We start from the raw sequence: 9,003 nt of genomic DNA, 5'->3' as shown, positions 1-9,003 counted from the left end.
TTTTTTTTAATTTCAAAGATTTTATCTATCAACTCTTTTACCTCTCATAGCATTATATTTTGCACATTTTTAAAATAAGATTATATGTTGATACTAACAGATTCATTCTAATTTAACAATTTTATTATGTATCTTCTTATAAAGGAAAGAATTTCTTTCTTTTATCCTTTTAATATGAAGTTCTTGACGCTTTTAAGTTATTGTATATAAAAATGGGTTATGCTTAAGAGGTGGAAATGGTAGAATCAAACATACCCGAAATAAATGTTGATGAGATAATGGAAAAGATCCGGGAGGAGGTAAATAGAAGGAAAGCCCATCAAAATGGGGTAGATTATCAGACTAATATACTACATGTAAACGATGCATCTCCGAATACCACTGTAAAGCAAACCAAATTATGGCAAACGATTAAAGCAATACAATTCAGGCTGCGAAAATACCCATTTTATAGTTTCGCGTATAGGACGGCATTAAGATTTACCCGATTTATTCCAAAGTACCAGACATCTTTTACTATTGAAGATTTCCTAAAGTATGATGAAAAAACCTTTATTAAGAATGCCTACAAAGGTATTCTCCTCAGAGATGCTGACGAACAAGGTCTAAATTTCTATTTATCTATGATGGGAAGTGGCAGGCTCAATAAGGTACAGGTCCTTGCGAGCTTAAGGTACTCAAAAGAAGGAAAAGAGAAAAAAACCAATATTAAAGGTTTATATCTATCTTATTTAGCAACAAAACTCTACAAACTACCGATAATGGGTTATGCAATTAGATGGATTACAGCAATCATAAAAATGCCCTTGATTGTGCGTAATATTACCGCTTTTGAGAACTATACGAATACCAGATTCAATCATTCCGATAGTATTATGACAAAAGAGTTTAACACTCTTAGAAACACCATAGAGAAGAAGGCGTATGCTCAGGCAGTACAGCAGTTGGGTTATGAGCTTGAGAAGAAAGCGGATGCTCAGGCAGTTCAGCAGTTGGGTTATGAGCTTGAGAAGAAAGCGGATGCTCAGGCAGTTCAGCAGTTGGGTTATGAGCTTGAGAAGAAAGCGGATGCTCAGGCAGTTCAGGCTGATATAAATAATATCATACAACAAATACGCGATCAGAAATTAAATATCCTTGAACAGCAGAAAAACCTTTCTTCTTTGATAGAACGTTTGAATCATAAGACTTCTGAAAAGCTTACTGTTAACGATGCAAAAAGCTTTCGTGAAGAACAGGCACATCAGTACGATGCCCTGTATGTTTCGTTTGAAGATAGGTTCAGAGGTACACAGGCTGATATCAAAGAGAGGCAAAGGGTTTATTTGCCCTACATTCATGAAGCTTTGAAAAATACGGATAATGCTCCGTTATTAGATGTTGGATGCGGCAGGGGTGAATGGCTTGAGTTATTAAAGGAACAGAATATTCATGCCAAAGGTATTGATATAAACAGAATTATGGTAACCCAGGCAAAAGAACTTGGTTTAGATGTAGAAGAAGCAGATGTTATCGAATATCTCAAAAGTCAAAAAAATAATGCTTTATCAATTATTACAGGGTTTCACATTGTTGAACATTTACCGTTTGAAGTTATGGTTAAACTATTTGACGAATCTTTAAGGGCATTAAAAACAGGTGGAATGGTAATATTCGAAACGCCAAACCCGGAAAACCTCATAGTCGGCGCTTATAGTTTTTATACCGACCCAACACACCTTCACCCACTACCACCCGATACCTTGAAGTTTGTTGCAGAGGCAAGAGGATTTGCCAATGTTCAGATTTTAAGACTCCATAGGAGAAGTGACCAAACCTCCACTGCCGATGAACCTCTTCACGAGTTTATAGAGCGTATGAATATGGAACAGGATTATGCAATAATTGGGTATAAGGGATGAAGCGAATTCTGGTACTTAATTTCTTTCCTGCTTTTTATCCACCACAAAGTGGCGGGGAGTTGAGGTATTTTAATTTCTACAATGAACTTAGTAAAGTTTATAATATAACATTATTATCACCCACATATAATCACCACAAGTTTGAAATAGTAGAATTTAATAAAACCTTTAGAGAATACAGGATACCCAAAGAGGATATACACAATAAACTTCACCTTGATATAGATCAAAAAAGATTAGCCCCGGAGGTTTCAGCTTTAGTGTGTGCGCTAAGTACAAAATATCCTAATAATTATCATAAATACTATTTAACCTTATACAAGGATGCAGATATCATCATACATGAGTCGCCTTATATGTTAAATTACGATTTCTTTTTTGGTGTGGATAAGAAACCAAGAATATATAATAGCTATAATTGTGAAAGCAACCTTGTAAGACAAATGTGGAAAGGTAACTATGCAGAAGAATTTATTTCATTTATCGAGAGATTGGAAAGAAGGTTAGCTGCTAATGCAGACATTATTTTTACAGTATCTGATGAAGAAAAAGAGAAATTTAGTGCAGATTTTAACATAAATCCTGATAAAATAGCATTAGCGCCGAATGGAATAGATCCGAATGATTTTAGGTTTTTCAGAAAAGCTATCTCAAATAAAAGAAAAACGGCCCTTTTTATAGGTAGCTGGCATCCACCTAATATAGAGGCTGCAGAATTTATCGCAAATACGCTTACACCAATGTGTCCCGAAATAGACTTTATAATAGCTGGAGCAGTAGGTGATCATATTAAAGGGATTAAATTAAGAAATGTGAAACTCCTTGGTAAAGTTGACAATGCAGTAAAACAAAGATTGTTTGAAACGGCTGATATTGCTATTAACCCCATGTTTTCCGGTGCCGGTACGAATCTAAAAACACTTGAGTATTTAGCGGCAGGACTTCCCTTACTCTCTACCAATATGGGTATCAGGGGATTGAATTTGAAAGACGGTGTACATTTTATTTTAGCAGAAAAAAATAATTTTGCAGACAGATTGAAACGTCTTGCTGCTAATCCGGTAGAAGCTGAAAAACTCTCCAGTATTGGGAAGCAATATATTATTCAAAATTATTCATGGAAGAATATTGTTGAGAATGCCAGAGAGCAAATAGAAAAAATGCTTACAAAAACTTCGTTCAGAAAGACAATTGTTGTATTAAATGATTTCAAAGTGTCAAGGCCGTACAGCGGCGGAGAGGTTCGTATAAATAAATTATATAGCCGGATTTCAAGCCATGTAAATGTATTATTAATTTGTTTTAACAATGAGAATATTATTGAGAGAACTAATATCACGGAACATTTCATAGAAATAGCTATACCAAAAACAAAAGAGCATTTAGAAGAAGAAACGAGGATAAACAGTCTTTATTCAGTAAGTGCAACAGATGTTGTTAACTCATATATGGTAGCAAATAATGCTATGATAGTTGATGCCATAAAAGATTTAGCCACATTTGGAGATATTTTAATTCTTTCCCATCCATATATGGCGATACTCACTGAATACAGCAAACCAATACCGATCATCTACGAATCTCTTAATGCAGAGTTCCAGCTAAAAGAACAAATGTTATTGAAACACCCAAAGTATCAGGAACTCATGAGTCAGGTCTATAAAATAGAAAAATTAGCATGTGAAAATAGTCAATTTATTGTTGCTTCTTCTAAGGATGATTACGCACCTCTTTTAAAGGTAAGTGAAGCAGCAAAAGATATTTTTGTAATACCAAATGGTGTAGAGCTTTTGTACGATACTCTGTATGATATTAAATCAATAAAAGATTTTTTTTATGGATATCCTATTATTGTTTTTTTGGGGAGTGCCCATAAACCCAATATTGATGCACTTAGGTTCATTATTGATGAATTGGCTGTAAAACTAAAGGATTTCTATTTCATAGTTATTGGTTCTGTGGGTGATGCAGTTGCAAAGCCATCGGCTAAAAATGTGCTTCTGTTTGGAAAATTAGAAGAAGAGTATAAGAATATTCTACTCAAGATTGCAGATGTTGCTATAAACCCTATGATGGAAGGTTCGGGATCGAACCTAAAAGTAGCAGAGTATTTCTCAAACAGACTTCCCGTGATTACAACCTCTATGGGAGCAAGGGGGTATGATATAACCAGTGGGACAGAAGCGATTATATGCGATCTTGCAAATTTTACAAATTGTATTTCACAATTGATGAGCAATAATGAACTTCGCTCAAGATTATCCGAGAAAGGATATGAATACTGCAAAAAAAATCTTGATTGGTCTTATCTCGGGGATGCTTTTTACAACATAATAAACCAGAGGATCCTCCATCAAGTAGATAAAAAGAAGGCCCTGGTAATTACTTATAGATACACTTTGCCTCCATTAGGAGGAGCTGAGGTTTATCTCTCAAATGTGATTAAAGAATTGTCAAAAACTGATAAATTTACCTTTGATATTGTAACAACGGATATTTTTGAGATTTTTAACAAATACCATTTTGCCACAGAATTTACTTTTATCGGTCAGCAAAAAATCCCAGTTGATAAAAATATAGATGTTTATAGATTTAAAACGGATACTATTCTTGATGAGGAAAAATATATAAATGCTAAAACTCTTTACCAACTTTGGATGGCGGAATCTATAAATATTTCAGAAAAATTCTCAGATACATATTCTTTCCCACTCCTTATGGGTGGCTGGCATTTCCCTGAGAGTATCAATAATGGATTTCAGCTGTGGTCAAGTCCTGATGCACTTATATATGCAAAGGGAATTAAGGAAATAGTAATTAAAGCCTATACTCCTGAAAGAAAAACTCTCTCTATCTACGGAGATGAATCGTTGATCCACCAACAAGAGATTAATGGCCTTTTTAGTCTGACACTTAATGTTAAAGATGTTATTGCTCTCCACCTTAAAACAGAACCCAATTACGCCCCTTTTGATGTTAGGCCCCTTGGAGTGCTTCTTTATTCTTTGCAATATAAGACTTCGGACAAAGAAGGATACATAAGGCTTGATTATTGCTATAAAGATTATCTGAAGGAAAATCATATTGAGGAGTATATCGAATCATTGATACAAACAGCAAGAACAAGAAAGGGTGAAATTGAAGGATTTTTTCATACAATACGAGGACCAAACTCACAAGATTTGGAAATGTTTTTGAATAAAGCTATAAAGAATTATGATATAGTTTTAGGGCACAGTATCCCTTTCAAGACCTCGCTCATAGCAGCAAAATATGCAAAAAAATATAATATGCCCCTTGTACTTCTTCCCCATTTTCATTTTGACGATGAATTTTATCATTGGAAAGAATATTATAATGCTATGATTTGTGCAGATGCGGTGATCGGCTTCCCAGAAATTGCACAAAAGTTATTCTACAATAAAATTGGAGTACAGAGTAACCTCCTTCCTGGCGGAGCAGTATATGAAAATGAAAATGATAAGATTGATAGTTCAGAGTTTCTAAAATCTTATAAGTCACGGTTACCGTTTTTTCTGATTCTCGGTAGAAAATCAGGTTCTAAAAAATACCAGTCCATAATAGAAGCATCTCGGAAAAGTATTAAAAAAGATAATAAATTTAACTTGGTAATGATCGGAAGAGACGAAGACAAAATCCATGTCAGCACTTCGGATGTAATTTATTTGGGCGAGCAACCAAGAGAAGTTGTTTTGGGAGCATTAAAAGAATGTATTGGATTAATCAATATGAGTGAAAGCGAAAGCTTTGGTATGGTTATACTTGAAGCATGGATGCAAAAAAAACCGGTTATCATCAATAAAAGATGCCATGCATTCGCTGAATTAGTTCAAGACAATGTAAACGGTTTGTTGGCAACAGAACAGAATTTACACGAGAAAATAGAATATATCTTAGAAAATGAAGTCCATGCAGAACAAATGGGATTAAACGGATATAATAAAGTAACAGTTGATTATACATGGAAATCAGTTGCTTCAAAATTCCAGGATATATTTGAAAACTTAATTAAATCAAGGTTTAGAATAGAACACTTTAGCTATAATAAGGAAAAAGAAGAATTTATCAAACACAAAAAAGATATAGATGATTTATTCAACATTTTCAAACAAGCTGGCATTAAAGAATTAAATACACATATAAATATTATAGATATAGGGTCAGGATTGGGTATGCACGCAGGATTTCTGTCTACTATTTTTAATGAAGTAACAGGCGTTGATATCATTGATTATAATCATTTATACAATGGCGAATTTCCAAGATTACTTGTAGAAAAATACGAGAGGAATGGGTTCCCTATTGACGTAAATAAAATAAATTTCATTACATCGGATGCGGCGGCTTTGCCTTTCGATAATAATTTCTTCGATGTTTGCGTTTCTTTTGATGCATTTGAGCATATAGAAGAACCAGACAAAGCACTAAGTGAAATCATAAGAATAACCAAACCGGGTGGATATATATACATCAAATTTGATCCCATATGGACTGCTGATACAGGAAATCATTTCTTTCATAGAGTGCAAGAACCATGGGCACATCTAATGGTGACTGATGAAGAATTTATACAAAAAATGACTCTTGGTGGAGCAACACAGTTTGAAATAAACGAGTATAAACATGCTTTAAATAGAAAAAGATTAAATTATTATTTAAAATTTTTTGATAAGACGATTAAGGGTGGGAAAGTCAAAGTTTTATACCACGATAAGTGGTCAGGGGTAGTTAATGAACAACACATGAAACACGGTAATTTAAGGCAACTGCTCTCAAAAGGCTTTTCAGAAGAAGAACTTTTAACGCGTGGGTTAAGATATGTGTTACAGATAAATAAAACATGAATTAGATAATATTACATGTAAGCTAATTTTGCTATACTATCAATAATGGGTATCGTTCATAAATCTATAATTCATAAACTTATTGTATTTTCAATATACATAATTATCTCTGTCATCATAACCTATCCTGCAATACTGAATATAAGAACCGCATATATAGGGAACGGATCAGATCCGGAGCTATTCATGTGGTTTATTAAATGGGTCCAGTATGCTATTGGGCATTTCCATGATCCATTGATCAGCAGGCATATATTATTCCCCGACGGCGTTAACCTCATGTGGAATTCGTCGATAATACTACCAGCGTTAATCCTGTCGCCTTTGACAAAGTTCTTTGGTGCAATATTCTCATACAATATTATAGTTATAGGAGCACTATGCCTTTCTGCATTTACAGCGTATATAGCCACATTACGCTTTGTTAATTCTCATAGTGCATCTTTTTTCTCAGGACTTATTTATGGATTTTCCCCTTACATGATAGCGCAATCTATGGGACACCCGCACGTTACTCTGGCATTTATTCCACCATTATTGGTTTGGTTAGGATACGATATCCTGGTTTCTAGCAAGATCGAAATGTGGAAGTCAGGAACCATTCTGGGCGTATTACTTTTTTGTCAGCTCCTTTTTGGAGAAGAGATGCTGGCTTCAGAAATCATCATAAGCACGGTTGCTGTTGCCGTGATTTTCATATTGAACAGACAAGATTTAAAACAACATATCGTTTATGTTTTAAGGGTTTTCCTGATAGGTATACCTCTGTTTCTTGTGCTTTCGCTGCCCTTTTTATACATGCAATTTGCCGGCCCGGCGAGACCTATAGGCTTATTGCAACCGCAGAACGTGTTTGTTACCGATCTGTTAAACTTTATTATACCCGGTCCTTTTCAGTTGTTGAAAACCGGGATAACTTTAAATATTGTTTCAAAATTTACCGGTAATGCAAGCGAATGGGACGGGTATATAGGTATACCATTTTTACTAATCATTTTTTATACGATTATAAGATGGTACAAAGAAAAAAATGTAAAGTTCTTAGCCTACATGATACTTGTTTCAGCACTATTATCCTTGGGACCATATCTCCATATTAATGGTCATATAACAAAGATCCCCCTGCCATGGATTTTGTTTGAATCGTTACCCTTATTAGAACATCTTCTGCCCGGCCGGTTTGCGCTGTACGTGATTTTATTCTCAGGCATTACAATTGCCATATTTATTTCAAAAGTGAACAAGCAGGAGAAAATACCGAAATTTACAGCATATGCGGTTTTTACTATTGGACTGTTTTGCATCATCCCTGTATTCCTTGTATCACCCTATCCAGTGCAGAAACCATCCATACCTGTTATTTTTAAGAACTCAACTATACAGCATTATATACCTGAGAATAGCAACATTTTGGTTGTTCCAGTATCTGAGGGAGCCGAAGGAACAGCCATGCTGTGGCAAATATACAGTGACATGTGGTTTAAAATGCCTGAGGGGTTTGCAATAAACCGGTATGGATTCGGCCCCATGCCTTCTTTATTTATCAAAACAGTAGATTCCATCCAGAAAAACGGCGTTTCCCCTCAAATGGATCATGGCTCCAAAGCAGAAATTTACGGTTACTTGAAATACTATGATATACGCTATATTATTGTCGGGCCAACAAAGAATAAACAGAACATCGTATCGTTCTTTACTGCTATTCTAGGAAAAGGGTATACATTGACGCATGGCGTATATATATGGACGGTAGATCCCTCTGCTTTAAAACAAGGATATTTTATAAGCGGAGATAAATACAGTACCTACTACAAAAATATGGACTGGATTGGCAGGCAAATAGAAATAACAACTTACAATACTATCGTTACCATAGAAATCAGCGGCAAATGGAGGCACAATGGAATCCCTATGAATATTACCGTATATATAAAAAGAAGATCTTCCGGAGATAAAATATCAGAATATCTTTATCGCGTAACTAACAATACGAATATTACTTTGTTTGCTCCACCCAATGCAACAATGACTATCATTGCAGATAATACCTGGATCCCGGACAGGTATATACACAATGGTGATCACAGGGAATTATCTGTTTTGTTTGAGGTGAAAAGTATACAAGATAAAAACAGAAAATAGCATATTAACGCATACCTCTGAGCATGTTGTTCTCATAATCGCACTGATATCCTTGGTTACTTATGTTTTTCTATACCTATCCATATATAAGTATA

Annotated in this window: 3 protein-coding genes; all 3 read left to right on the top strand. The window is 34.8% G+C overall.

The window, feature by feature from the left end; genetic code table 11:
* The first annotated feature begins 236 nt into the window (after positions 1-236).
* The 3 genes from M1381_08040 to M1381_08030 are packed head-to-tail and all read left to right on the top strand — an operon-like array spanning position 237 to position 8,908.
* Positions 237-1,901, top strand: coding sequence for a methyltransferase domain-containing protein (locus M1381_08040; GenBank protein MCL4479029.1), 1,665 nt, complete (start codon positions 237-239; stop codon positions 1,899-1,901).
* Positions 1,898-6,766 (top strand): glycosyltransferase, encoded by a 4,869-nt coding sequence (locus tag M1381_08035; GenBank protein ID MCL4479028.1) that lies wholly within the window; start codon positions 1,898-1,900, stop codon positions 6,764-6,766. The genes M1381_08040 and M1381_08035 overlap by 4 nt, the downstream gene beginning before the upstream one ends.
* Positions 6,767-6,811: 45 nt before the next feature.
* The gene (locus tag M1381_08030) at positions 6,812-8,908 is read left to right on the top strand and encodes a hypothetical protein (GenBank protein MCL4479027.1); all 2,097 of its coding nucleotides are present in this window, start codon (positions 6,812-6,814) and stop codon (positions 8,906-8,908) included.
* The last annotated feature ends 95 nt before the right edge of the window (positions 8,909-9,003 follow it).

The sequence above is a fragment of the Deltaproteobacteria bacterium genome, assembly GCA_023382265.1.
Classification (GTDB): Bacteria; JAMCPX01; JAMCPX01; order JAMCPX01; family JAMCPX01; genus JAMCPX01.
This window is presented reverse-complemented; position numbering and strand designations above follow the sequence as displayed.

Bases quoted from the DNA above. Each gene is read 5' to 3' on its own strand.
- M1381_08040 (MCL4479029.1), top strand. From the start codon at position 237: ATGGTAGAATCAAACATACCCGAAATAAATGTTGATGAGATAATGGAA.
- M1381_08035 (MCL4479028.1), top strand. From the start codon at position 1,898: ATGAAGCGAATTCTGGTACTTAATTTCTTTCCTGCTTTTTATCCACCA.
- M1381_08030 (MCL4479027.1), top strand. From the start codon at position 6,812: ATGGGTATCGTTCATAAATCTATAATTCATAAACTTATTGTATTTTCA.